General features: G+C 65.1%; 24 protein-coding genes. 15 read left to right on the top strand and 9 right to left on the bottom strand.

What is annotated here, in order from left to right; genetic code table 11:
• Positions 1-29: 29 nt before the first annotated feature.
• Both C662_RS11230 and C662_RS11225 read right to left on the bottom strand, forming a co-directional pair.
• Positions 30-683: a response regulator gene (locus C662_RS11230; RefSeq protein ID WP_002928884.1), complete on the bottom strand. Its 654-nt coding sequence runs from the start codon at positions 681-683 to the stop codon at positions 30-32.
• Positions 655-4,125: an ATP-binding protein gene (locus C662_RS11225; protein WP_002928882.1), complete on the bottom strand. Its 3,471-nt coding sequence runs from the start codon at positions 4,123-4,125 to the stop codon at positions 655-657. Before C662_RS11225 ends, C662_RS11230 begins: the two co-directional genes overlap by 29 nt.
• Before the next feature lie 337 nt (positions 4,126-4,462).
• On the opposite strand from C662_RS11225, the gene urtA reads away from it, so the two are divergent.
• The 9 genes from urtA (at position 4,463) to C662_RS11180 (ending at position 11,823) form a co-directional block, all read left to right on the top strand.
• Complete coding sequence (urtA, locus tag C662_RS11220; RefSeq protein WP_002928880.1) at positions 4,463-5,713, top strand: urea ABC transporter substrate-binding protein; 1,251 nt, start codon at positions 4,463-4,465, stop codon at positions 5,711-5,713.
• A gap of 108 nt (positions 5,714-5,821) precedes the next feature.
• Positions 5,822-6,736: an urea ABC transporter permease subunit UrtB gene (gene urtB, locus C662_RS11215; protein ID WP_002928878.1), complete on the top strand. Its 915-nt coding sequence runs from the start codon at positions 5,822-5,824 to the stop codon at positions 6,734-6,736.
• A 41-nt stretch (positions 6,737-6,777) separates the two neighbouring features.
• Complete coding sequence (gene urtC / locus C662_RS11210) at positions 6,778-7,995, top strand: urea ABC transporter permease subunit UrtC (RefSeq protein WP_002928877.1); 1,218 nt, start codon at positions 6,778-6,780, stop codon at positions 7,993-7,995.
• A 21-nt stretch (positions 7,996-8,016) separates the two neighbouring features.
• The gene (gene urtD, locus C662_RS11205) at positions 8,017-8,760 is read left to right on the top strand and encodes an urea ABC transporter ATP-binding protein UrtD (protein WP_002928874.1); all 744 of its coding nucleotides are present in this window, start codon (positions 8,017-8,019) and stop codon (positions 8,758-8,760) included.
• A gap of 18 nt (positions 8,761-8,778) precedes the next feature.
• The gene (gene urtE, locus C662_RS11200; protein ID WP_002928872.1) at positions 8,779-9,468 is read left to right on the top strand and encodes an urea ABC transporter ATP-binding subunit UrtE; all 690 of its coding nucleotides are present in this window, start codon (positions 8,779-8,781) and stop codon (positions 9,466-9,468) included.
• A 21-nt stretch (positions 9,469-9,489) separates the two neighbouring features.
• Positions 9,490-10,722, top strand: coding sequence for a formamidase (fmdA, locus tag C662_RS11195; protein WP_002928869.1), 1,233 nt, complete (start codon positions 9,490-9,492; stop codon positions 10,720-10,722).
• 83 nt (positions 10,723-10,805) lie between these two features.
• Positions 10,806-11,150, top strand: a complete 345-nt coding sequence (locus C662_RS11190) for an FmdB family zinc ribbon protein (RefSeq protein WP_002928867.1) — start codon at positions 10,806-10,808, stop codon at positions 11,148-11,150.
• Positions 11,151-11,242: 92 nt separating this feature from the next.
• Positions 11,243-11,494, top strand: a complete 252-nt coding sequence (locus C662_RS11185; protein WP_037984486.1) for a type II toxin-antitoxin system ParD family antitoxin — start codon at positions 11,243-11,245, stop codon at positions 11,492-11,494.
• The gene (locus C662_RS11180) at positions 11,491-11,823 is read left to right on the top strand and encodes a type II toxin-antitoxin system RelE/ParE family toxin (protein WP_002928863.1); all 333 of its coding nucleotides are present in this window, start codon (positions 11,491-11,493) and stop codon (positions 11,821-11,823) included. The genes C662_RS11185 and C662_RS11180 overlap by 4 nt, the downstream gene beginning before the upstream one ends.
• Before the next feature lie 1,192 nt (positions 11,824-13,015).
• On the opposite strand, the gene C662_RS11170 is transcribed toward C662_RS11180, so the two are convergent.
• The 4 genes from C662_RS11170 to C662_RS11150 all read right to left on the bottom strand — a co-directional run bounded on the left by C662_RS11170 (position 13,016) and on the right by C662_RS11150 (position 16,549).
• The gene (locus C662_RS11170; RefSeq protein ID WP_083485707.1) at positions 13,016-14,146 is read right to left on the bottom strand and encodes an ISAs1-like element ISTha2 family transposase; all 1,131 of its coding nucleotides are present in this window, start codon (positions 14,144-14,146) and stop codon (positions 13,016-13,018) included.
• Between the two features lie 272 nt (positions 14,147-14,418).
• Positions 14,419-14,658 carry a hypothetical protein gene (locus C662_RS11165; RefSeq protein WP_002928860.1) on the bottom strand — a complete coding sequence of 80 codons (240 nt, stop codon included), beginning with the start codon at positions 14,656-14,658 and terminating at the stop codon, positions 14,419-14,421.
• 499 nt (positions 14,659-15,157) lie between these two features.
• Positions 15,158-16,174, bottom strand: a complete 1,017-nt coding sequence (locus C662_RS11155; RefSeq protein WP_002928856.1) for a hypothetical protein — start codon at positions 16,172-16,174, stop codon at positions 15,158-15,160.
• A gap of 21 nt (positions 16,175-16,195) precedes the next feature.
• On the bottom strand, positions 16,196-16,549 hold the full coding sequence (locus C662_RS11150) for a helix-turn-helix domain-containing protein (RefSeq protein ID WP_002928854.1): 354 nt from the start codon (positions 16,547-16,549) through the stop codon (positions 16,196-16,198).
• A 565-nt stretch (positions 16,550-17,114) separates the two neighbouring features.
• Between C662_RS11150 and C662_RS11145 the strand changes: the two genes are divergently transcribed.
• From C662_RS11145 to C662_RS11120, 6 genes are all read left to right on the top strand, one after another.
• Positions 17,115-17,363 carry a type II toxin-antitoxin system Phd/YefM family antitoxin gene (locus C662_RS11145; RefSeq protein ID WP_002928853.1) on the top strand — a complete coding sequence of 83 codons (249 nt, stop codon included), beginning with the start codon at positions 17,115-17,117 and terminating at the stop codon, positions 17,361-17,363.
• The gene (locus C662_RS11140) at positions 17,360-17,773 is read left to right on the top strand and encodes a type II toxin-antitoxin system VapC family toxin (protein ID WP_002928851.1); all 414 of its coding nucleotides are present in this window, start codon (positions 17,360-17,362) and stop codon (positions 17,771-17,773) included. Before C662_RS11145 ends, C662_RS11140 begins: the two co-directional genes overlap by 4 nt.
• A 130-nt stretch (positions 17,774-17,903) precedes the next feature.
• The gene (locus tag C662_RS11135; protein WP_002928849.1) at positions 17,904-18,941 is read left to right on the top strand and encodes an aliphatic amidase; all 1,038 of its coding nucleotides are present in this window, start codon (positions 17,904-17,906) and stop codon (positions 18,939-18,941) included.
• Positions 18,942-19,025: 84 nt separating this feature from the next.
• Positions 19,026-19,823 (top strand): CbbQ/NirQ/NorQ/GpvN family protein, encoded by a 798-nt coding sequence (locus C662_RS11130; protein WP_002928848.1) that lies wholly within the window; start codon positions 19,026-19,028, stop codon positions 19,821-19,823.
• Positions 19,807-21,477: a nitric oxide reductase activation protein NorD gene (locus tag C662_RS11125; protein ID WP_002928847.1), complete on the top strand. Its 1,671-nt coding sequence runs from the start codon at positions 19,807-19,809 to the stop codon at positions 21,475-21,477. The genes C662_RS11130 and C662_RS11125 overlap by 17 nt, the downstream gene beginning before the upstream one ends.
• Before the next feature lie 123 nt (positions 21,478-21,600).
• Positions 21,601-22,353, top strand: coding sequence for a flagellar brake protein (locus C662_RS11120; RefSeq protein ID WP_002928846.1), 753 nt, complete (start codon positions 21,601-21,603; stop codon positions 22,351-22,353).
• Positions 22,354-22,367: 14 nt separating this feature from the next.
• Here C662_RS11120 and C662_RS11115 read toward each other — a convergent pair whose 3' ends face one another.
• From C662_RS11115 to C662_RS11105, 3 genes are all read right to left on the bottom strand, one after another.
• Positions 22,368-23,765, bottom strand: a complete 1,398-nt coding sequence (locus C662_RS11115; RefSeq protein WP_002928845.1) for an FAD-binding oxidoreductase — start codon at positions 23,763-23,765, stop codon at positions 22,368-22,370.
• A gap of 156 nt (positions 23,766-23,921) precedes the next feature.
• Complete coding sequence (gene murB / locus C662_RS11110; RefSeq protein ID WP_002928843.1) at positions 23,922-24,944, bottom strand: UDP-N-acetylmuramate dehydrogenase; 1,023 nt, start codon at positions 24,942-24,944, stop codon at positions 23,922-23,924.
• 1 nt (position 24,945) lies between these two features.
• A complete protein-coding gene (locus C662_RS11105) occupies positions 24,946-25,440 on the bottom strand; it encodes a PACE efflux transporter (protein ID WP_002928841.1) in 495 nt (164 codons plus the stop codon).
• Between the last annotated feature and the right edge of the window lie 33 nt (positions 25,441-25,473).

Here is a 25,473-nt window from a genome sequence, read left to right as displayed (position 1 = left end):
GCGCGCGGCCACAGGCAGTCGCGGAGCTCTCAGGGCCGTGCGAGCCTGGCAAACTGGGCGACCGCCGCTGTTCGCGTCTCCACCCCCAGCTTCTCGTAGATGTGCTCGAGATGCTTGTTAACCGTGCGCGGGCTCATGCCGAGGATCTCGGCCACATCGCGGTTGGTCTTGCCGCGGGCGACCCATCCGAGCACGTCCATCTCGCGCTGCGTGAGCGGGTTGGGCAAGGCCGGAGCGGCTGGCACGGAGGTCTCGCCGCGCCCCTGCATCGCGGCATTCATCTGCCGTGACACGCGCAGGTGCGCCTGCAGGCGCGCCACCAGCTCGTCCGGCACCACCGGCTTGACCAGGTAATCGACACCGCCGGCCGACAGCCCCTCGACCAGGCGTTCGGTTTCTGCCAGGCCGGTCATGAAGATCACCGGCACGGTCGCCATGCCTGCGGCCTGCTTGAGCCGGCGGCAGGTCTCGAAACCATCCATGCCGGGCATGCAGGCATCGAGCAGTACGGCGTCGGGGGTGATGCGCTCGAGCCGCTTCAGCGCAGTGGCGCCGTCGGTGGCAACCAGGACGGTGTAGCCGGCCTCGTCCAGCGCTTCGGCGATCATGCGCACCGTATCGGGCGCATCGTCGATCAGCAGGATGACTTCGCGCTCAGGGCGCGATGGCGTCGGGGCAGTCATCGTCGGCTCCATCGAGGGTCTGGATGAGGGTGTCGAAACGCAACGCCAGGGTGAGCGCGCGCAGCACCTGCAGCGGGGCATGCAGTTCGGGGTGTCGGCGCTCGAGCTCGTCCAGGCGGCGCACCAGGCCCTGCAGGTGGCCCAGTTCGGCGAGGTCGCGCAGCTCGGCCCGCACCTGGGCGGACAGCGCCGACGCCGCCTCGGGCTCGCCTGCAGTGCCGGCAGGTGGCGGCAACACCGCATCGGGCGCATTCGCCTGCGCAGCGCCCGATGCGGGCGCAGGCGCCGCGCCGGCCGCTTCGGCGTAGATCCACGCCAGCCCCAGCCAGGTGCTCAAGCGCGCGAACAGCTCGGTTTCCAGCACCGGCTTGACGATGAAGTCGTCGCAACCAGCGGCCTTGCGGCGGTCGGGCAGGTTCTCGTAGGCATTCGCCGACACCATGACGATCGGGCCCGCATGGCCGGCATCGCGCAGCTGGCGGCTCAGCGTCCAGCCGTCGGTCACCGGCATCGACACATCCAGGAACACCAGGTCGGGGGCAAAGTCGGCCAGCTTTCGCCGGGCGTCGTCGGGGTGGTCCGACTCCTCGACCAGAAAGCCGCGCGGGCGCAGCATGTCGGCGATCAGATGGCTTTGCGCAGGCTGGTCGTCCACCACCAGCAGCTTGCGGCGCGGGCCGAAGTAACCCAGGATCTCGCGCTCCGGCCGCGTCGCCACGCGCGGATGCGCCACCCGCGGCAGATGCAGCTTGACGCGGAATACGCTGCCTTGGCCCGGCGTGCTGCTGACGGTCAGCTGCCCGCCCGCGAGCTCGACCAGCAGGCGGGTGATGGTCAGCCCCAGGCCGGTGCCTGGCGCGCTCGGCGGCTGGTTGCCGGTGCCGCGCTCGAAGGGCTCGAAGATACGCTCCAAGTCCGCCTCGGGGATGCCGCAGCCGGTGTCGCGGATCTCGAACACGGCGATCTCGCTCTGGTAGGTGATCTTGAGCACCACCTCGCCGCGCGCGGTGTAGCGCACCGCGTTGACCAGCAGGTTGATCAGCACCTGGCGCAGGCGGCTGGTGTCGCCCTGCACCACCTCGGGCATGCGACCGGCGAACTCGGTACGGAGCGCCAGCCCCTTGCGCTCGGCCTCGAGGCGGATCGTCTTGTCGACATGGGCGAGGAATTCGGCGAAGCGGAACTCCTGGCGGTTGAACTGCAGGCGTCCGGCCTCGATGCTGGCGATGTCGAGCAGGCCGTCGATCAAGGCCAACAGGTGTTCGCCGCTGCGCTGGATGGTGGAGATGGCCTCGCGCCGGCGGCGCGGCAGGTCGGTGTCGCGCAGCATGATCTGGGAGTAACCGAGGATGGTGTTGAGCGGCGTGCGCAGCTCGTGGCTGATGCCGCGCACGTAGCGACTCTTGGCCGCGTTGGCGGCCTCGGCATCTTCCTTGGCGCGCTGCAGCTTGGCGTCGGTGTCGCGGTGGGCCTCGATCTCGCGCAGCAGCAGCTGGTTCTGGCGCTCGGACTCCTCCTGCGCCACACGCCGGCTCTCGTTGGCCAGCACCAGCCACCACACCCCCACCGCAGCGAGCAGGACGAGCACCGCGAAGATGCGCAGGAAGGCCAGGCCGAGGTCGGTCGCACCCACCTCGGCGGCGATCAGCTCCTGCTGGTACACCAGCGCGACCACCGCCGCGATCACCAGGGTGGACACGAAGAACACCAGCGCAAACTGGCTGACCCGGCGCGCCACCCGCGCCGACATCGACGACGGCATCCAGCCCGCAAGCCAGGGCGCGAGCCGCGCCAGCGGCCCGGGCTCGGGCTTGCAGCGGTCGCCGCAGCGCGCATCCAGCGTGCAGCACAGCGAGCAGATGGCGCCGCCGTAGGCCGGACACTGCGCCATGTCCTCGGACTCGAAGTGGTTCTCGCACACCACGCAGCGCAGCGGCTGGGCGGCCTGCCAGCGCATCTCGCGCGGCCGCGCCAGATAGAAGCGGCCGCGCGTGGCCCAGGCGATCAGCGGCGCCAGCGCGAAGGCGGTGAGCAGCGATATGAAGGGCGCGAACGCCTGCGCGAACGGCCCAAGCGAGCCGCCGAAGGCGACGATGCCGAGCACCGAGCCGGCAAGCATCGCCCCCACCCCCACCGGATTGACGTCGTACAGGTGCGCGCGCTTGAACTCGATGCCGCGCGGCGACAGCCCGAGCGGCTTGTTGATGACGAGGTCGGCCACCACCGCGCCGATCCAGGCCACGGCGACGTTGGCGTACACGCTGAGCACGTGCTCGAGCGCCTCGAACACGCCCAGCATCATCAACATGAGCGCGATCAGCACGTTGAAGATCAGCCACACCACCCGCCCCGGATGGCTGTGGGTGAGGCGCGAGAAGAAGTTGGACCACGCCAGCGAGCCGGCGTAGGCATTGGTCACGTTGATCTTGACCTGGCAGATGATGACGAAGATCGCAGTGAGCATGATCGCCGCGCGCGGGTCGTCGATCACGTGCTGGAAGCCGGCCAGGTACATCTGGGTGGGCTGCACCGCCTTCTCGGGCGGAATCATCGACTGCAGGGCGACGAAGGCCAGGAAGGCGCCGCCCACCATCTTTACCGCACCGGGGATGATCCAGCCTGGCCCGGCGGCCACCACCGCGGCCCACCAGCGCACCCGGTTGCCCGGCACCGGGTGGGGCAGGAAGCGCAGGAAGTCCACCTGCTCGCCGATCTGGCAGATGAGCGCAAAGGCGACCGCACAGCCGGCGCCCACCGCGAGCAGGTTGAAGTCGTTGCCGTGGCGCCCGCCGAAGGTGGTGAAGGTCGCATACAGCGCCGGGTCGGACACCAGCACGAAGAAGAACGGCGCCAGCAACAGCACCACGAACACCGGCTGCGTCCACGCCTGCAGGCGGCTGATCCAGGTGATGCCGTGGGTGACGAACGGGATCACGATCAGCGCGCTCACCAGGTAGGCCCACATGATCGGCATGTCGAACCAGAGCTCGAGCGCGAGCGCCATGATCGCCGCCTCGATGGCGAAGAAGATGAAGGTGAACGAGGCGTAGATCAGCGAGGTGACGGTCGAACCGATGTAGCCGAAGCCGGCCCCGCGCGTCAGCAGGTCCATGTCGAGCGCGTAGCGCGCGGCGTAGTAGGCAATCGGTAGCCCGGTGAGGAAGAGCACCAGCGCGACCAGCCCGACCGACCACATCATGTTGATGAAGCCCCAGTTCATCGCGATGGTGGCACCGATGGCCTCGAGCGCCAGGAAGGACACCGCCCCGAGCGCGGTGTTGGAGATGCGCGAGAACGACCACCTGCGGAAGGTCTGCGGCGCGTAGCGCAACGCGTAGTCCTCCAGCGTCTCATTGGCCACCCAGCCGTTGTACTCGCGGCGGATGTGGATGATGCGCTGGGACGCGATAGGGGCGGCGTCGGTGGCGGGGCTAGGGCTCATCCTTGACTATAAGCAAGGACCATTCCGACTGGACCCGACCGCGCGATGCACAGACGCGACAAGGGCTGCCGCGCGCCGCCTGCGCCAGCAGTCACCACGGCCGTGCAGGCGGCGCACCATCACGGTGCATCGAAACCGCCTGCGCCCTGAATGCTGCAGCGCAGCACCCGCCACCTGATCCTCCTCCTCCGCCCTGCGCATCCCTATACGTCGTTTGACGTATTCGCACGCAGGGCCCGGCTCATTAGCTTGTGCACCGCAGCGAGACGAAACGTCGAGCCCCGCCCGACACGACCCGCTACCCCTGCCCATACGCCTACCGACCAAGGAGCGATCCATGTCCGACAAGCACCTGCAATCCTCCCAGCGCCGCAAGTTCATGCTCGGCGCCGCCGCCCTCCCGCTTGCCCTTGCGATGTCGCGCATGGGCCACGCTGCCGCACTGCCGACCGCCCAGGTCAACACCACCGGGCTCGCGATCACCGACACCGAGGTCGTGGTCGGTCAGCTGCACTCGGCCACCGGCACCATGGCGATCTCCGAAACCGGCTCGATCCAGGCCGAGCAGCTGGCCATCGACCAGATCAACCAGATGGGCGGCATCCTCGGCCGCACCATCCGCGTCATCAAGGAAGACGGCGCCTCCGACTGGCCGACCTTCGCCGAGAAGTCACGCAAGCTGCTGGTCAACGACAAGGTCGCCGCGGTGTTCGGATGCTGGACCTCGGCCTCGCGCAAGGCGGTGCTGCCGGTGTTCGAACGCGAGAACGGCCTGCTCTACTACCCCACCTTCTACGAAGGCCTGGAGCAGTCGAAGAACGTCATCTACACCGGCCAGGAGGCCACCCAGCAGATTCTCTACGGCCTCGACTGGGCCAAGCAGGAGAAGGGCGCGAAGACCTTCTTCCTGGTCGGCTCCGACTACATCTGGCCGCGCACCTCGATGAAGATCGCGCGCAAGCACATCGAGGCCTTCCAGGGCGGCAAGGTGGTCGGCGAGGAGTACTACCCGCTCGGCAACACCAACTTCAACTCGCTGATCAACAAGATCAAGATCGCCAAGCCGGACTGCATCTTCGCCGCGGTGGTGGGCGGCTCCAACGTCGCCTTCTACAAGCAGCTCAAGGCCGCGGGCATCACCGCCAACCGCCAGTTCCTGCTCACGCTGTCGGTGACCGAGGACGAGATGCTGGGTATCGGCGGCGAAAACTTCGAAGGCTTCTATGCCTCGATGAAGTACTTCCAGTCGCTCGACAACCCCAACAACAAGGCCTTCGTCGAAGCGTTCAAGGCCAAGTACGGGCCGCGCGCGGTGATCGGCGACGTGACCCAGGCCGCCTACCTCGGCCCGTGGCTGTGGAAGGCCGCGGTGGAAAAGGCGGGCAGCTTCGACGTTGCCAAGGTCACGGCCGCATCGCCGGGCATCGAGCTGCCGACCGCGCCCGAGGGCTTCGTGAAGATCCACGAGAACCATCACCTGTGGAGCAAGGCGCGCATCGGCATGGGCCAGGCCGACGGCCAGTTCAAGGTGGTCGCCGAGTCGCCCGAGCTGATCGAGCCGGATCCCTTCCCCAAGGGCTACCAGTAAGCCCGCTCCGCGGGGTCGCGACCTGCACCGGCCGCGGCCCCGGTACCCGGTGACCGGCGCCGCCTGCCAGGCCCGCGCCACACCGCACCTTCCCTCCAGAGGTCCGTCATGACATTCGACGAAATCTTCCACATCACCCTGATGCAGGGTTTCGCCGGCCTGAGCCTGTTCGCAGTGCTGCTGCTGATGGGCCTCGGGCTCGCGATCATCTTCGGCCAGATGGGCGTCATCAACATGGCGCACGGCGAGTTCATGACCATCGGCGCCTACACCATCTTCCTGATGTCTGCACTCACCGAAGCCTACGCGCCCGGGCTGATGCAGGCCTATTTCCCGCTCGCCATCGTGTGCGCCTTCCTCGCCGCCTTCGCCTTCGGCTGGCTGGCGGAATGGGCGCTGATACGCCACCTCTACAAGCGCCCGCTCGACACCCTGCTCGCCACCTGGGGCCTGTCGCTGGCCATGCAGCAGACCTTCCGCTCGGTGTTCGGGCCGAAGGAAGTCAGCCCCACCCTGCCCGACTGGCTGATGGGGTCGTGGGAGATCACCGAGGGCCTCGACATCCCGATCAACGGCATGTTCGTGCTCGGCCTCACCCTGGTCGTCACCGGCGGCGTGCTGCTGGCCATGTACAAGTCGCGCTGGGGGCTGCGCGTGCGCGCCACGGTGTCGAACCGAACCATGGCCAACGCCATCGGCATCGACACGCGCAAGACCGACCGCCTCACCTTCGCCATCGGCTGCGGCATTGCCGGCGTGGCCGGCGCCGCCTTCACCACCATCGGCTCGACCGGGCCGACGAGCGGCTCGCTGTACATCGTCGACGCCTTCCTGGTGGTCACCTTCGGCGGTGCGGCCAGCCTGTGGGGCACGGTGGTCTCGGCCTTCGGCATCGCCCAGACGCAGTCGATCTCGGAGTTCTTCCTGTCCGGCTCGATGGCCAAGGTCCTCACCCTGCTGCTCATCGTCGGCATCCTGATGATGCGACCGCAAGGCCTGTTCGCCGCCAAAGTGCGTCGCTGAGCCTGGCTGCATAACCGCATACCCGTTCGGAGAGCCTGAAAATGGATGCAATCAAACACTGGCTGACACGAGGCGGCTACGGCAGCCTCCTGATTCTCGCCGTCCTGCTGCTGGTGGTGTTCCCGCTGGCGATGGACCTCTTCCGCCTGAACCTGGTGGGCAAGTACCTGACCTACGGCTTCGTCGCCATCGGCCTGGTGATGTTGTGGGGCTACGGCGGCGTGCTCAGCCTGGGCCAGGGCGTGTTCTTCGGCCTCGGCGGCTACGCGATGGCGATGTTCCTGAAGCTCGAGGCGTCCGACCCGGAGAGCACCAAGATCCAATCCACGCCGGGCATCCCCGACTTCATGGACTGGAACCAGCTCACCGAGCTGCCGTGGTGGTGGGAACCGTTCAACTCCCTGCCCTTTGCGCTGTTCGCAGTGGTCGCGGTACCCACGCTGCTCGCCTTCATCATCGGCTACGCCATGTTCAAGCGCCGGGTGGGCGGGGTGTACTTCGCCATCATCACCCAGGCGGTGGCGCTGATCCTGACCGTGCTCATCATCGGCCAGCAAGGCTACACCGGCGGTGTAAACGGCATGACGGACCTGCGCACCCTGTTGGGCTGGGACATCCGCACCGACGAGGCCAAGTACACGCTCTACTTCGTCACCGTGTTCCTGCTGCTCGGCTCGATCATGCTGTGCCGCTGGATCCAGCTCAGCAAGCTCGGCACCCTGCTGCTGGCCATGCGCGACAAGGAAGACCGCGTGCGCTTCTCGGGCTACGACGTGTCCATGTTCAAGGTCTTCGCCTTCTGCCTCGCCGCGGCACTGTCGGCAATCGGCGGCGCAATGTTCACGCTGCAGGTCGGCTTCATGTCGCCGTCCTTCGTCGGCATCGTGCCCTCGATCGAGATGGTGATCTTCGCCGCGGTGGGCGGGCGCATGAGTCTGGTCGGTGCGGTGTATGGCGCGCTGCTGGTGAATTTCGGCAAGACCTACTTCTCCGAGAGCTTCCCCGACCTGTGGCTGTTCCTGATGGCGGCACTGTTCATCAGCGTGGTGATGGCCTTCCCCAACGGTCTGGCCGGCCTGTATGAGAGCCACGTCAAGCCCTGGCTGACGAGGCGCAAGGCGGCGCCTGCCACGACCCCGGAACCGCCTGCACCCGGTGCGGAAACGACGGCCAACATCGCCAGCCCGACTTCCTCCGGCACCGCCAGCCCGACCAGCAAGATCAGTATCAGCACCAAGGTCAGCAGCCAGTCCGCCTGACGAACCAGGGAGCACAGCACCATGAGCAATACCGACTTCGTACTCGCAGTGGAAGGCCTGACCGTGTCCTTCGACGGCTTCAAGGCCATCGACGACCTCAACCTCTATGTCGATCGCGGCGAACTGCGCGTGGTCATCGGCCCCAACGGCGCCGGCAAGACCACCCTGCTCGACCTGATCTGCGGCAAGACCAAGGCCTCGGCCGGCAGCATCAAGTTCAAGAACACCGAGATGACCCGGCTGCCCGAGCACATGATCGTGCGCGCCGGCATCGGGCGGAAGTTCCAGACCCCGTCCATCTACGAGAACCTCAGCGTGTTCAAGAACCTGGAGGTGTCCTTCCCGCGTGGCCGCGGCGTGTTCGGCGCGCTCGGTTTCAAGTGCGACGACGCCGTGCAGGCCAAGGTCGACGAGGTCGCCGCAATGATCGGGCTGGCCGACCGCCTCGACCTCGAGGCCGGCCTGCTCTCCCACGGCCAGAAGCAGTGGCTGGAGATCGGCATGCTGCTGATGCAGGACCCCGAGCTGCTGATGCTGGACGAGCCCATCGCCGGCATGAGCGCACGCGAGCGCGAGCTCACCGCCGACCTGCTCAACCGCATCTGCCAGAACCGCTCGGTGATCGTCATCGAGCACGACATGGATTTCGTCGCCCGCATCGCCCACAAGGTCACGGTGATGCACCAGGGCAAGATCCTCGCCGAAGGCTCGATGGACAAGGTCCAGTCCGATCCCAAGGTCATCGACGTCTATCTAGGCCACTGAGTCTCACCGGAGAACACCATGCTCAAGGTATCCAACCTCGTCGTGAACTACGGCCAGAGCGAGGCCCTGCACGGCATCTCGTTCGCCGCCGAACGCAATGAAGCCGTCGCCATCATGGGCCGCAACGGCATGGGCAAGACCACGCTGTTCAAGTCGCTGATGGGCGTGCTGCCGCTGAAGTCGGGCAGCGTCGAGATCGACGGCCTTGAAGTCGGCAAGGACGAGAGCTTCCGCCGCGTGGCCAAGGGCATCGCCTACGTACCGCAGGGGCGGATGATCTTCCCCACCCTCACCGTCGAGGAAAACATCCAGACCGGGCTGGAGAACGCACGCTCGCGCCGGGTGCCGGACGAGATCTATTCGCTCTTCCCGGTGCTGTGGGAGATGCGCAAGCGCAAGGGTGGCAACCTCTCGGGCGGCCAGCAGCAGCAGCTGGCGATTGCGCGCGCGCTCGTCACCGACCCCAAGGTACTGCTGCTCGACGAGCCCACCGAGGGCATCCAGCCCTCGATCATCAAGGACATCGCCAAGGCGCTCAACGAGATCCGCAAGATCCGCAAGATCACCATCGTCGTGTCCGAACAGGTCCTCTCCTTCGCGATGGACGTGGCCGACCGCCTGTTCGTCATCGAAGGCGGACGCCTCGTCCATGAAAGCGCGCGCGCCGACACCGACGAGGCCCACATCAAGCAGTTCCTCTCCGTGTAACCCACCAAAAAGAGGTGTGCCATGCCTGAAACACTGATCAAGGTCGACCTGAAGCAGTCCCCCTACGAAAACGAGATGGTGCACAACCGCTGGCACCCGGACATCCCGATGGCGTGCTGGGTGAAGCCCGGCGACGACTTCATCCTCGAGACCTACGACTGGACCGGCGGCGCCATCAAGAACGACGACGACGCAGCCGACGTGCGCGACGTGGACCTCTCCACCGTGCACTTCCTGTCCGGCCCGGTGGGCGTGGAAGGCGCCGAGCCCGGCGACCTGCTGGTGGTCGACCTGCTCGACATCGGCGCCAAGGACGACAGCCTGTGGGGCTTCAACGGCTTCTTCTCCAAGAACAACGGCGGCGGCTTCCTCACCGAACACTTCCCGCATGCGCAGAAGTCCATCTGGGACTTCGAAGGCATGTTCACCAAGAGCCGCCACATCCCCGGCGTGCGCTTCGCCGGCCTCATCCACCCTGGCCTCATCGGCTGCCTGCCCGACCAGAAGATGCTCGACATGTGGAACGAGCGCGAGGTCGACTTCATCGCCACCCAGCCCGACCGCGTGCCGCCGCTGGCCAACCCGCCCTGCGCCCCCACCGCGCACATGGGCAAACTCCAGGGCGAGGCCCGCGACAAGGCCGCGATGGAAGGCGCCCGCACCGTGCCGCCGCGCGAACACGGCGGCAACTGCGACATCAAGGACCTCTCGCGCGGCTCGCGCGTGTTCTTCCCGGTGTACGTGAAGGGCGCCGGCCTGTCGGTGGGCGACCTGCACTTCTCGCAGGGCGACGGCGAAATCACCTTCTGCGGCGCCATCGAGATGGCCGGCTGGGTGCACATGAAGGTCAGCCTCATCAAGGGCGGCATGGCCAAGTACGGCATCAAGAACCCGATCTTCAAGCCCAGCCCGATCACGCCCAACTACAAGGACTACGTGATCTTCGAAGGCATCTCGGTCGACGAGCAGGGCAAGCAGCACTACCTGGACGTGCACGTCGCCTACCGCCAGGCCTGCCTCAACGCCATCGAATACCTGAAGAAGTTCGGCTACTCCGGCGCCCAGGCCTACTCCATCCTCGGCACGGCGCCGGTGCAGGGCCACATCAGCGGCGTGGTCGACATCCCCAACGCCTGCGCCACGCTGTGGCTGCCCACCGAGATCTTCGACTTCGACATCAACCCCACCGCCGAAGGGCCCACCAAGTTCATCAGCGGCGGCGTCGACATGCCCATCGCCTACGACAAGGTCTGAGCCCGCATCAACCGCGGCCCCTTCCACCGCAGCCCGCCCGCCGCCGTAGCCCGCGCGGCGGGCCCCGCCACCGGGATCCCACCATGCCGACCTACGAATACTTCTGCGAAGACTGCGGCGACTTCTCCGCCCTGCGCCCCATGAGCGCCCGCAACGAACCCTGCGCCTGCCCCCACTGCGGCGCCGCGTCCTACCGCGTCATGCTCAGCGCCCCAACGCTGGCCACGATGGACGGCGCCACCCGCAGCGCCCACGCCACCAACGAACGCGCAGCCAATGCGCCGATGACCAGCGCGGAGTACGCGGCGCGCCACAAGCACGGGCCGGGGTGCGGGTGTTGCAGCGGGAAACCGTCGAAATCGACGGTCAGGGCGGCCGATGGGTCGAAGGCGTTTCCGACGAAGAGGCCGTGGATGATTAGTCACTGAGGGGAAAGGGAAGCGGTCGTGCAGCGTGACTGGCGGGGCCAAGTCGGATGCGCCGTCTTGGCAAATTTTGCCAAGCCAGCTAATCTGCGCCCATGAGCACGATGAACATTTCCTTGCCCGACAGTCTGAAATCCTTCGTGGATGAGCAGGTGGACGAACGGGGCTATAGCACCAGCAGCGAATACGTTCGCGAACTGATCCGTAAGGATCAGGATCGTCAGCGCTTGCGTCGAGTGCTGCTGGCCGGCGCAGCCGCTGCGCCGGCATCGCCGGCTGATTCCGCTTACTTCGAAGGTCTGCGTGACCGGGTACGTAGGGCTGCCAAGCCGGTTTCTCACGGGTGAAGGTCAAACCCGTCGTTCCGCGTGAGCAGACCAACCAGGACGTCGACGACGCGATAGCCTACTACCTCGAAGAGGCTTCCTCATCTGTTGCGCTCGGCTTCATCGACGCACTGGAACAGAGCTATACCCACATCGCCCACCATCCTGGCACGGGCTCGCCGCGCTATGGGCATGAGTTGGACCTTCCTGGCCTGCGCGCCTGGACGCTGTCGCCCTACCCCTACCTCGTCTTCTACGTCGAACGACCGGACCACATCGATGTCTGGCGCGTGCTCCACGGCCAGCGCGACATTCCCGTCTGGATGCAGGGCCCTGACGCCTTCGCCTGACGCAATCGCTCGGCCCTCCAAGGGCAAGTTCTCACGGTCCGCTTACCGGAGCTCCATTCCAGTGGCAGGTCCTGGCCGGCAGTGTGAGTTTCCGGACTTCGCTGACAGCGGACCTTGGCCTGCTTGGCGCGCGTATCGAATGTCAGCTTCTTGGCACGGCCTCGTACTCACGCTCACGGCCAGTTGCTGTCGCTCGGCCTGAAGGTGGGCCGGCCGTTCGAATGGCGGCTACCCTTGATCTGCCGCCCTTCCGTCTGTGTCCTATCGTGCTCTTGTCCAATTGGCGGCATCAAGAAGTGCCTCGAAGCCGCGCTGTTGCTGAGGTTCCCATACTGCTGTTAGACAGAGTGGTTCGCTTCTTCCTATCGTGTGGTGCCGTCTCCATAAACGACCGCGACCTCATCACGCAAAGGCTTTGCGCCGCCCCTTCCAATGGGTCCGGCTTTGCATTTCATCGTGGAGCGGCAAACGTAGCTCCATTAGGCAAAATCTAGCCCAAATGGATACTGGCAAGAAAAGCCTTCACCCAACGGTTTACCACATTCAGCCGCGTTTACCTCGCAGACCTTCTTCGAAAGGCGACGCAGACCAGTCTACTTGGTCGTCCGAATAAGGACGCCCGCGTTAACCTTGATTTAATTCCCCTGCATGATAAAACTACAGCCACATCGTTACTACAGGAGTAAATCAAATGACCAAGCCGACGATCAACGGCATATTCACAAATCTGAACAACCGGCCCCTGAGAGTTGTCCTTCGCCGTCGCATTACAGCACGCTGGAGTCAATACGAAGTTTTCCGGCCAAAGGATAGAATCAGCGGCGTAGTTATCGCAATTCAATCCTTATCGGACGAAGACTCGCCATTCTTGGAGAAATTCCTCGCGTTAGACGAGGTCCGCCACCGAAGCAACGAGTGTCGAACTCGTCGCTACATCCACAGGGAAAAGAGCGGATTGTACTGCTCTGCCAGCAGCCACCTAGCTTGCTACGCCCGGCCCGTCGCTGGAGTATGGCTTGCGACGAATCTGAATCAGACCGTTATGGAGACCGTCATCCAGGAGGCGTGCGAAGCAGCCGATATCGAGTACGGACGACTTTCAAGTCTTCACTGGTAAAGTGTTCGCCCCTTGCGCAGTTCCCGCACGATTTGATTTCGAGGCGGCGGGAACTGCCACAGGGCAATCGCACCTTCATGTCATAACCCCAAGCAACTCGGCACGAAATTCGTCGATAGTCGCCGCCAGCATGCGCTTGGACTTGATGCTCGCCTTGCGCGTCGTGTTGAGCCGCAGCAGGTTCATCACAATGTGGCGAACGATGGCCAGGTTGTTGGCGGCATAGCCGCTGCGCACCCGTGACTGATCCTCGTTGAACTGCACGTCCAGACACCAGTGAAGCCGATTCTCCACCTCCCAGTGACTGCGTACGGCCCGAGCGATGCGCTCGGCGTCGGCGGGCAGGCTGCTGATGTAGAAGACGCGCTCGGTGCTGGTGTGATCGCCCACGGTGCGAATGCGCTCGACCACCGCGAAGCTTGCCAGATCCTGCCAGTCCTCGGACTTGTAGAGGCGATCGATCGCGGCGTAGGCGCGGCATCGGCGGATCTCGATGCGACCGTGGTCCTTGATCGTGGTCTCATGGGTCGAGCTCGGCGTCAGCGGCCCTCGCGGATCGATGTCGGCAAACAGGATCGAATCGTGCAGGTTCGGATGGTTCTCCTTCACACACAGCACGTAATGCGCGCCGCGCTCGCGGATCGTGCGGGCGATCTTTGTCTGGGTGCCCATCGCGTCGATCGTCACCACGCAGCCCTCGATCGCCAACTTGGCAAGCAGTTCGGGAATCGCGGTGATCTCGTTCGACTTCTCGGCGGTCGCCGTCTGGCCCAGCACGACGCCCATGCCGGCCGCAAACGCGCTCACCAGGTGCAACGGACTGGCGTCAGTCTTGCTCTTGCCGCCCGAGCGCCGGCTCGTCTTGCCGTCGATCGCCACGACCGTATCCCCGGCCAGCGCCGGCACCACCATGCCCACCCAGCGCCGGAACGCGGACTCGAACTCGTCGGGCGCGATCAGGCCGAACACGCGTCCGATCGTGTCGTGAGACGGGATGCCATGCTCAAGCTTCATGAAGCCTCGCAACCAGTCGATCTTGGCCTCGGCCCACAACTCGATGTCGACGAAGTCGTCGACACCCGAGAGCACCGCGCACACCGCCACCGTCAGCAACTCGGCCAGGACGTGGCGCGCATGCCGCGCGCTGCGCGGGTCGGAAATCGAGACGAACACCTGCGTCAGCGGCATGACGTTTCCTGCCTTCATGGGATACCCAAAAAGGTAGGAAACTACACAACTTATGACAATGTGAACAGGAGTCTCGCAAGGTCATGAAAGTAAAAGCGTTATTGCATTTGCTTATGCGAAGTCGGTGCGATTGCCCTGGGAACTGCCAGACGATACTTTCACCAGGTTCACGTTGCAATGGTTCTTATCGTGCGGGTAGATTCCGCAGTCACCGTATTGACATTCATCGTCTGGCTCGCCTTCAAGAGGTCGTCGCCAATCTTAAGTCGACTTCAAAGTCAAGAAGACTATCAAGTCGGTGGGTCGGTCTTGGCGATGAAGAAGGCGAGGCCCGTAACTGTAAGCACTATCAGCCATTGAGTGACTAGCATTCCAACATTGACAGTTGAGCCCGCTGGCTGCGAGAAAATCCAGCGATAACCCTGGTTGATCACAACTTCTTTCGCGATTAGGTGATAAGGCGGATAAAGTAGCATTGCGACGAAAAAAAGTGCCGCAATTAGCAGGATAACTCTCTGTGCGCCATTCATGATGGCAAACCTCCTGAGGCCAATTACTGCATATCTTACGTCTAATCATTTGAATTAGCTGTCGCCGCGCGCGTGCAAAGTGACAGGGGTGAGTCGCATGTTGTCTTTATTCCTCATATCCAAGCTTACTGCGCGCTGCAACCGCATCTTTGCGGGCTTCCGTTCCAGTCTTGTATCTGTACACGAAGTAGTTCGCGATGGTAGCGAGCATTATGAGATTTGTGTAGGGTGAAGCACCGATCGCGGCGAAGAGTATGTGATACGGGAAGTATGAGGCAACGCACAGGACGATCGCAGTAGCCTTGGGTAACGAGCGACGCCAGACGAGCCGAATAAGAGTCGGAGGAAAAAAGAGGATTACAAAGATCAGGGCGTAGTCTAGCCAGGGTTCGAGTACAGGCATCGTAAACTCCGACTGAAGAGTCAGCAGTGAAGCGAGTTGATGAGTGAGTGGGAGTGCAGTACATTGCGGAAGGCAAAAGCGACTTCCAGTTATCGATTACCAATTTCCTTCCTTAATCTGATGCGATGGAGAATTGATCTGTATAACTTTCTGTTCAGGTATAGGCGCATTCTCAGATAGTGGTTTCTCGGAGAGTTTCACGCTCTTGGCTCCAATACTATCTAGTCCTGCAAGGCTCTTTGCTCCACTCAGCGGACAGAGCTTTTCATCGTAATACTCGAACCAAGGCAACGCCGCTTTTGTATAGTCGGCCGCCGACGGTGGCTTTCGTGGCACAGACTTGCCAGTGACGATCTCCCACTGGGCGCTGTTGAGTATATGAATGAAGCAGCGACTTGATCTGGACGTATCCCAAGCGTCGTAACCATACTTGTCTTCATAGATCTCCTGCCGCATCAGGCCGCCGGGCGCCAATCCCATCGATACCGACTCGCATGGGTCGGCAAGGCTGTAGCAAATGTCTGGATCGAATAAGGGCGTGGTCCGATTCACCAACTTTTCATAGCGATCTCGCTTCATCGGATAGACGATGATCTGAATGCCTCCATGTGCAGCGAAGCCAGAGATCTGTTCTTCCGCCGTGTAACCCGCTCCCATGGGCATCGCAACAAACTGTCTAATTAGACCCTTCTGGACGCAGAATCCGTCTAGCCAAGGTTGGTCAGGTACCACGAGATAGTCCTGCGGATCCTTGGCGAGACCGTTGGCCCATTCATCCCCAGTCACCGCGTTAATCTTTCCTGCTGCAATTTTTACTGCGAACGGATAACTGATGCTCCGTCGGGAACTGCTCCCACTGGAAAAGTTAATCCACAGCGCCTCTGCCTGGTACATCGGAAGTAGGACCCCGCCACGCTCGACCCATGCGGCAGGCAATCGTGATGAGTGATCTTCAACGTGCTCTACTGAAAAGCGCCCCAAACCTGGCGGCAGGGGATAGTCCCGGTTGTCGTCGGGAATGCGCAGCGTCCGCTGAAAGTCCACACGGCAAACTGCATCCTCATGCACATCGGGGAACTGAATGAGAAGCTCGTCGTTCTTTAATTCGATCATGGTCCTCGCTCCTGAACGTTGTTACCACTGTCCGTCTCTGACCTCCCGAACCACGCGAAGAATTGCGTAATCAGGAACCTCTCTCAGTTGGCGAAGAAGTTCCGCGAAGAGCTTGGGCCGCTGAATGATTATTTGCTGCAAGTCGCTGGAGAGCTTGCCCGCCAAGGCGAGCAGGACGTCCTTGTCTTCTCCTAGGACCCCGGCCAGTTTCACGATGACGTCCTCTGACGGTGGCTGAAAAATGCCCCGCTCGATCTTGGAAAGGTAGGCTGGTTCGATACCCACGCGAGCAGCAACCTGGCGTAGCGAGAACGTCCGGTCCTGCTCCTGTAGTGCTTCACGAGCCTGTCTTATGTGTTCACCAAAATGTAGCATGTGTAATTAATACTACACACTCATCACTGATGCAAGGTCTCTATGCCTTCCCCCTTGATCTCTGGCGAGCCCGTGCAAGCGATGGCGTATCCGCGAACGACTGCGGGATCGCCCGCAGACGGCAGGCCGGTTTGCTCCGAAAGGAGGCGCATAAGCTTCGCTTCCGCGACCGACGGGTGAGGGTCCGGTCCGGCTATAGCCAGACACAGGAAGCGGTCGTTCACCGCCGAAAACAGGTGAGCGGCCGGTGACCGACGCATTGCCGCCCGACGTCGGCGTCAGACCCAAGGTCGGCTGAGGCCGACAACCCTCCGCCTGCGCCCCAGAGCATCACTCTACAAACGACGCCGCCGCAGACAGCGCCCCGACGGCGGGCGATTCAACGACCCGGACACCATCTGCAAGGGTCCGGAGGCACTCACCTCCTAGATCGGGGGCACGCTTGAGGAAGATGCTGGAGCCGCTCTACTGGGGCCATGCCGGGAAAGCGCCTGCGTCGCGACTTGAGTATTGATCGGACCGCCACTAAAATCTGACCATACTAGTCGGAAAGAGAGGCAAAACAATGCAGACTTGGCAGATGCAGGAAGCTAAGGCGCGCATGTCGGAGCTGGTCAAGCGCGCCCAGACCCAGCCCCAGGACATCACCCTGCACGGCAAGTCGGTCGCAGTGGTGATCTCGCGCGAAACTTTTGATCGGTTGTCACAGGCACAGGACTCGTTGGTGGACTTCATGCGACGCTCACCCTTGTTCGGAACAGACGACATCGCCCTCGAACGCGAGCAGAGCCTGACGCGCGAGGTCTCGTTTTGAGCTATCTGATCGACACCAACGTGTTGTCCGAACTGCGGCGCAAGTCTCCAGACCCCGGCGTGGTCGCCTGGTTTTCGCAGCGGCCGCCCACCACCCTGCATCTCTCTGTGCTGACGCTCGGCGAGATCCGCAAGGGCATTGAAGGCGTGGGTGACGAAGTTCGAAAGCAGACGCTGATCGATTGGCTCGAAACGGATCTCCCCACCTTCTTCACCGGGCGCATCCTCGACGTCAATGGCGCAGTGGCCGGTCGCTGGGGGCGTCTGGTCGCTGCAGCCGGACGACCGCTGCCCACGATTGACAGCCTGCTCGCAGCGACCGCCCTGGAACACGATCTGGTACTGGTGACACGCAACACCAAGGATTTCGCCGGCCTGCCCGTCGAGGTCTTCAACCCGTGGACGAGCTGACACGAGATCTCTCAACGGCGTCGTCCCGCCCTGGCGCCCGATACGTCAAACAACGTATTTGTGCAGCGCACCACCCTCCCGACAATGAGGCCACACCCTTTGCAACCCGCCTCACCGGGAGACCCAATCCATGAGACACGGAGATATTTCGAGCAGCGCCGATTGCGTGGGCGTTGCGGTGGTCAACTACAAGATGCCGCGCCTGCACACCAAGGCCGAGGTGCTGGACAACGCGCGCAAGATTGCCGACATGGTGGTGGGCATGAAGCAGGGCCTGCCGGGCATGGACCTGGTGATCTTTCCCGAGTATTCGACCCACGGGATCATGTACGACGCCAAGGAAATGTACGACACCGCCGCCACGGTGCCGGGCGAGGAGACCGAGATCTTCGCCGCCGCCTGCCGCAAGGCCAAGGTGTGGGGGGTGTTCTCGCTGACCGGCGAGCGCCATGAAGACCACCCCAACAAGGCGCCCTACAACACGCTGATCCTGATGAACGACCAGGGCGAGATCGTGCAGAAGTACCGCAAGATCATGCCCTGGGTGCCGATCGAGGGCTGGTATCCGGGCGACTGCACCTATGTGTCCGACGGCCCGAAGGGGATGAAGATCAGCCTCATCATCTGCGACGACGGCAACTACCCCGAGATCTGGCGCGACTGCGCGATGAAGGGCGCCGAACTGATCGTGCGCTGCCAGGGCTACATGTACCCCGCCAAGGACCAGCAGGTGATGGTGGCCAAGGCGATGGCGTGGATGAACAACTGCTACGTGGCCGTGGCCAACGCCACCGGCTTCGACGGCGTGTATTCCTACTTCGGCCACTCGGCCATCGTCGGCTTCGACGGCCGCACGCTGGGCGAATGCGGCGAGGAGGAGATGGGCATCCAGTACGCCGAGCTCTCCACCAGCCTGATCCGCGACTTCCGCAAGAACGCGCAGTCGCAGAACCACCTCTTCAAGCTGCTGCACCGCGGCTACACCGGCAAGATCAACTCCGGCGAGGAACCCACCGGCGTCGCCGCCTGCCCCTACAGCTTCTACGGCGAGTGGATCAACGACCCGGAAGGCACGCGCAAGAAGGTGGAGGCAATCACCCGTTCCACCGTAGGCACGCCGGAATGCCCGATCGAGGGCATCCCCAACCAGCCGTCGGCGCACCGCTGACCCAGGGCCAACGGGGTGGGAGCGCCCGCGCCCACCCCCTCCCTGCCCTCACTGCATCACCGGTGCCTCACCCGGATTCCCGCCATGGATCTCAGCCCCTACCGCATCACCACCGAGCCCTACTACCACCCCACCGGCCACGAGATCGCCCTCTACGAACACGCCTACGCCCACCGCCTGCCGCTGATGCTCAAGGGCCCGACCGGCTGCGGCAAGACGCGCTTCGTCGAACACATGGCCTGGCGCCTGGGCAAGCCGCTGATCACGCTGGCCTGCAACGAGGACATGACCGCCGCCGACCTCGTCGGCCGCTACCTGCTCGACGCCGACGGCACGCACTGGCACGACGGCCCACTGACCACCGCGGTGCGCCACGGCGCCATCTGCTACCTGGACGAGATCGTGGAAGCGCGCCAGGACACCACGGTGGTGATCCACCCGCTCACCGACGGCCGCCGCATCCTGCCGCTCGACAAGAAGGGCGAGATCCTCAAGGCACACCCCGACTTCCAGCTCGTCGTCTCCTACAACCCCGGTTACCAGAGCCACGGCAAGCAGCTCAAGCCCTCCACCCGGCAGCGCTTCGCCGCACTCGAGTTCGACTACCCCGAGGCCGCGGTCGAGACCGACATCGTCGCCCATGAGTCAGGCATCGAGCGCAGCCTCGCCGCCCGCCTGGTCGACATCGCGCACAAGTCGCGCCGGCTACGTGAGCGCGGGCTGGAAGAGGGCATCTCCACGCGCATGCTGATCTACGCCGGCACCCTCATCCACGACGGCCTGCCGCCGCGCGACAGCTGCCGCATGGCGATGACGGCCGCCCTCACCGACGAACCCGACATGGCGCAGGCGCTGGAGGCGATCCTTGACGCGGCCTTCTGAACGGCTGCCGCCTTGCCCGGCGCCCGCGCCGGACGATACCCGGCTGCGCGCGCTCGGCCACCTGCTGCACGCCTTCGGCGTCGACCAGGCGAGCGTGCAGACCCTCGACCGCCCACCGCAGGACGGCCCGCCGCCGCGCCCGGTGCTGCACGGCAAGGTGCTGCTGCTGCCGGACACGCTCACCACCCACCCGGACCCCGACCTTGCCCTGGCGGCAAGCGCCCATGCCCTGGGCCATCTGCTGCATTCGCCGCGCCGCCAGGCCACCGGCCGGCTCAAGCCCATCGGCCTGGCCATTGCCGCCGCAGTCGAGGACTGCCGCTGCGACCGCCTGCTCATGCGCAGCCACCCCGGCCTGGAGCGCCTGTTCCGCACGCTGCTCGCCCGGCACCCGGCAGCCGACGGCGTCGGCTTCGAGCACCTGGTCGAACGCCTGCAGCGCGCCCTGATAGACCCCGGGCTCGCCGACGACCACCCCTGGGTAACCAAGGCACGCGGGCTGTTCGAGGCCGCCCTCGACGAGCTCGAACAGCCCGCCGTGTTCCGCCGTATCGCCGCCGTGCTCGCCAACGACCTTGGCCAGTTGCGCGTGCGCATAAACCTGCAGGCCTACGCGCCGCCGCTGCCCTGGCACGACGACAACAGCCACCTCTGGCAGCACCCCGAGGATGCGCACCAGGCCGAAACCCACGTGCGCCAGGAAGGGGTGCTGGCGGGGACGGCGGCGCACCGCCCCGCCGGCGAAGGCGAAGCTGCGGCCGCAACGCCCGCGCACAGCCTGCACGCCCATGCAGAATGGCATTACCGCCTCGGGCGCTACCGCAGCGACTGGTGCACCGTAGCCGAGATCGCCCCGGCGCCGGCACGCACCACCTCTGCGGACGCCGACGACGGCAGCCGCCGCGACGCGCCACTGCGCATTCACACTGCGCCGCGCCTGCGCCCTGCCCTGCGGCAACGCCGGCAGTGGGACGGCGAAGAGCTCGATCTGGATGCCGCCACCGCCGCTGCGCTCGACCTGCGCCTGGGGCGGGCGCCCGACCCACGCCTGTTCCGCCGCAACCGTCCCGGCGAGCCGGCGCTGGACCTGCTCATCCTGCTCGACCTGTCCGCCTCCACCGCCGACCGCCTCGACGACGGCCGCAGCATTCTGGACGTGGAATGCGAGGCGGCACGCGCGCTTGTCGCGGCCCTGCATCGCCAGCGCGGCCGCATTGCCGTGGCCGGGTTCGACTCCGACGGCCGGCACGCGGTGCGCTACCACCGCCTGGTCGACTTCGACACGGCGCACGCCCACAACCACCCCAGCCCCCTGCAGGGCCTGAGGCCCGGCCAATCCACCCGCCTCGGCGCCGCGATCCGCCACGCCACCTCCCTCCTGCGCAGCCGCCCGATGCCGGCCCTGATCGTGGTGTCCGACGGCAGCCCGGCCGACATCGACGTGTTCGACCCGCAGCACCTCGTCGAGGATGCACGTGTAGCCGTCAGCGAGGCGCGCCGGTCCGGCGTGCGTTGCGCCGGACTCATGCTCGGCGAGGACGGCCGCGAGGCCGCCCGGCGCATCTTCGGCATCAACGGCCACCGCATCCTCACGCGCACGGCCATGCTCGGCAGGGCCTTGCGCGCCTGTCACAGGGATCTGAGCATCAACTGAACATGCACCGCCGATATCGGGCCATGCAGTGCGATAGTGCACGGACGCAAGCATCATGCGGCCCTGCCACCTTCGGCACACGCTAGAATCCACGGCTACGTATCCCGGTCGGCCTGCATACCCATGCGATTACAAACAGAAGAAGACGACGACGTAGGCACTGACGGCGCAGACCAGGAAGGCACTGCCGCCGAGCCCCGCGCAGCAAAGGGCTTCAGCTTCGATGACATGCGCCTGGGGGTTGGCGACCGCCTGCAGGTCGAATGCCCTGTCGCCACAGGGGGCCACCGCAGCTTCGTGCGCGTGGTGGGCTACATGCAGGACACCAGCCTGATCGTCACCACGCCCACCGCGGGCGGCAAGCGCATCGGCCTTGTCGAAGGCGACCTGCTGGTGGTGCGCGTGTTCTCGCGTCAGAGCGCGTTCGCATTCCGCGCCCATGTGCTGCGCGTATGCAGGCTGCCTTTCGAATACCTGCACCTCAGCTTCCCCACCCTGATCCAGGGCAGCATCATCCGCAAGGCAACACGTGTGCGCACGCAGCTCCCCGCGGACACGGGGCCCGAAGCCGCCGGGGCGGAAACGGTGCCCGGCGTGCTGCTCAACATGAGCGCCACCGGCGTGCTGCTGCACACCAAGACCGCACTAGGCGACAAGGGCGCTGCCGTGGTGCTGCGCTTCACGCTGAAGCTGCACGATGTCGACAATGAGCTCACCGTCGTTGCCGAGATACGCAATGTGGAACAGGCCATCGACGCCGACGGCATCGAGTACTACTACGGCCTGGATTTCCGCGACAACGTACCTAGAACGCGCATGCTGATCAGCAGCTTCGTCTACCAGACCATCATCGAGCAGCCGCGCCATGTGATCTAGGCGCGGCTGGCGGCTTACAGCACCTTGCCGGGGTTGAGCAGCCCCTTGGGGTCGAGCGCCTGCTTGAGGCTGTGCATGAGCGCGATCTCGGCCGCGGAGCGCGAATACCCCAGCCAGGGCTTCTTCAGCAGGCCGATGCCGTGCTCGGCCGAGATCGAGCCGCCGTAGTCGCGTACCACCCCATACACCGCCTCTTCGATGCGCTCGAGGCTGTCGTGGTCCTGCGGCACCTTGCACACCACCACATGCAGGTTGCCGTCACCGACGTGACCGAAGAACAAGGCCTTCAGCTGCGGCCAGTCACGCTCGAGGTTTGCGCGCACGCGCTGCGCGCAGTCGCCGATGTGGGCGACCGGCACCGAGACGTCGAAGTTGAGCGTAGGCGCGTAGTCGCGCAGCACTTCGGCAACGCCGTCGCGGATCGCCCAGAAGGCCTCGGCGTCGGCCACCGACTGGGCGATCGCCGCATCCAGGATCCAGCCCGCCTCGATCGCCTGCTCGAGCATGGCCTCGAAGCGGCGGGCGTCGGTGTCGGGCTGGCCGCAGTGCATGTCGATGAGCACATACACCGGGTAGTCACCCGCCAGCGGCGCACGCAGCCGCCCGGCCTCGACCGCGGTCTGCAGGTAGTCGCGCCACATGATCTCGAAGGCGCTGACCTGGCCCGACAGGCTCTGCTGCGCGTGACGCAGGAAGCGCAGCGCGGCGGCGTAGTCGTCGAGCGCGACGATGGCGGTGCTCACCCCACGCGGCAGCGGCTGCAGCTTGAAGACGATGCGCGTCACCACGCCCAGCAGGCCCTCGCTGCCGATGAACAGGTGCTTGAGGTCCATGCCGGCGTTGTTCTTGACCATCTGGTTCATCATGCTCAGCACGGTGCCGTCGGCGAGCACCACTTCCAGCCCAAGCACCAGGTCGCGCGTGTTGCCGTAGCGGATCACGCGGTTACCGCCAGCGTTGGTGGCGACGTTGCCGCCGACCTGGCAGGAGCCGCGCGCGCCCAGATCCACCGCCAGCAGCGCGCCGGCCTCGCGGCAGGCCTCCTGCACGTTCTGCAGGATGGCCCCGGCCTCGACGGTGACGGTACCGGAGTCGATGTCGATGCGCTCGATGCGGTTCATGCGTTCCAGCGACACCACCACCTCGCCCGCGCCGGGCACCGCACCGCCGCACAGGCCTGACAGCCCGCCCTGCGGCACCACCGCCTGGTCGTGTGCATGGCAGATCGCCAGCATGCGCGACAATTCGTCGGTGCTGCGCGGGCGCAGGATGGCGAGCGGCAGGCCGCCGGCGACGCCGCTCCAGTCCTTGAGGTGACGGGGGCTGGCATCGCCCGCCAGCACCTCGTCGGCACCAAGCGCCGCACGCAGGGCGACGATGACAGGCGGGACGGCGGGCGCAGACTGGGACATGAGGGCTCCGGTGAGCTGAGGACGAGGTCGGATTCTAATGCAGCCGGCAAGACACGACGGACCTTGCAAAGCTCGCGGCTGGCGCCGCTCCTACAGCAAACCCAACGCGCGTCTCCCCCTGTAGGAGCGGCGCAAGCCGCGAGAGGTCGAAGGCGGCTAGGCGCGGACGAACACCGGCTCCGGCTCCAGGCGGACACCAAAGCGGGCTTCGACATCGGCCATGATGGCGCACGCGATGCGCTCGACGTCGGCCCCGGTTGCGCCGCCACGGTTGACCAGCACCAGGGCCTGGCGCTCGTAGCAGCCGACCGGCCCGAGGTCGCGGCCCTTCCAGCCGGCTTGCTCGATCAACCAGCCGGCCGCCAGCTTCTCGCTGCCGTCGGCTTGCGGGTAATGCGGCATTGCGGGGTGTGCGGCAAGCAAGTGCGCGCACAGCCCCGCATCCACCACCGGGTTCTTGAAGAAGCTGCCGGCGTTGCCGAGCAACGCGGGATCGGGCAGCTTGCGGCGGCGGATGGCGACTACCGCATCGGAGATGTCGAGCGCAGCGGGGGTGGCAATGGACCGCTCTCCCAGCTCCTGCATCACGTCCGCATAGCGGGTGACGGCCCGCCACGGCCGCGGCAGGCGGAACCGCACTGCGCTGACCAGCCAGCGCCCGGGGGCGCGCTTGAACACGCTGTCACGGTAGGCAAAGCCGCAGTCGGCCAGGCTGAAGGTACGCACCTGACCGCTGTCGAGATCGATGGCATCGAGCGCGTCGAAGCGCTCGGCCAGCTCCAGCCCGTAGGCGCCGATGTTCTGGATCGGCGCCGCGCCTACCGTGCCCGGAATCAGCGACAGGTTCTCCAGCCCCGGCCAGCCGTGCTCCAACGTCCAGCGCACGAAGGCATGCCAGTTCTCCCCTGCACCGGCCTCGACGACCCAGGCGTCGGCGTGCTCGGCCACCAGGCGGCGGCCGGCGAGTTCGACCTTGAGCACGGTGCCGGCGAAGTCACCGGCGAGTACCAGGTTGCTGCCACTGCCGAGCACGAGGCGCGGTGTGGCAGCCCACGCCGGCTCGGCGATCAGGGCCTTCAGCTGCGCGGCACTGCGCACGTGGACGAGGCGCGCAGCGCGCGCCGGCAGGCCGAAAGTGTTGAGGCCTGCCAGGTCGGCGTTGCGCACGTCCTCGCCCATCTCAGCGCTCCGCCGCGACGGCCGTGCCCATGTCCTCGGCCCCGGCACGCGGTGCGGTGGTGGGCTGGATGGGGAAGGCACGGTCGTAGCCGAGGTTGAACAGCAACGCATACACCGTATAGGTGATCGCCAGCACGATGTCCGCAATCAGGGCCTCGAGCCAGCCCATGCCGGTCCACCACATGATCACCGGCAAGGTCAGCATCAGCAGTCCGGTCTCGAAGCCAACCGCGTGCGCGCAGCGCAGGCGGAACGGCCGGCGGTCTGCGGTACGGCCGGTGAGCCGGCCCTCGACCCAGTCGAAGCTCGTGTTGTAGCACCCGTTCCAGATCGCGGCGATGAGTGCCAGGAGGGCGAGCAGGCCGATCGACTCGGTCACCGGCACGCCGCTCAGCCAGGCAAAGGGCGGGGTGATCAGGAGCAGGCCGCCGACCTCGAACAAAGCAATCTGACGCAGGCGGTCCCGGAAGGAGCGAAGCTTGGGTTTGGCAGACACGGTGGAATCCTGCGGCCCGCCGCGCTGAGGCGA

The organism is Thauera sp. 28 (assembly GCF_000310145.2).
GTDB classification, from domain to species: domain Bacteria; phylum Pseudomonadota; class Gammaproteobacteria; order Burkholderiales; family Rhodocyclaceae; genus Thauera; species Thauera mechernichensis.
Note: the sequence above shows the minus strand (reverse complement) of the source record. Positions and strands in the feature narration are given on the sequence as shown.